General features: G+C 66.0%; 1 protein-coding gene. It reads right to left on the reverse strand.

All coding sequences use genetic code 11. From position 1 onward, the window contains the following. Positions 1–303: hypothetical protein (locus UK12_RS35200; protein WP_045307294.1), on the reverse strand; the 303-nt coding region annotated here is incomplete at both ends.

Below are 303 nucleotides of genomic sequence, written 5' to 3' on the forward strand. Positions count from 1 at the left end.
TCTCGTTGAAGAGATCGGCGAGCGGGACGCCCTTGCCCATGACGTCCGGGGGCATCGCCTTGGTGATCCGGTCGCCCATGGCGAAGGGGTAGCCGAGGAGGCGGTTGGCGTCCTTGACGGCGGCCTTGGCCTTGATGGTGTCGAAGGTGTTGACCTGGCCGGTGTACGCGGACCCGTCCTTCTCGGTGAGGTAGTGCACCATCTGGTCGAGCTGGCGGTGGTCGAAGTCGAGGTCGACGTCCGGGCGGTTGATGCGCTCGGGGGTGAGGCATCGCTCGAACAGGAGGTCGTGGTGAAGCGGCT

Origin of the sequence: Saccharothrix sp. ST-888 (assembly GCF_000955975.1) — a bacterium.
GTDB lineage: Bacteria > Actinomycetota > Actinomycetes > Streptomycetales > Streptomycetaceae > Kitasatospora.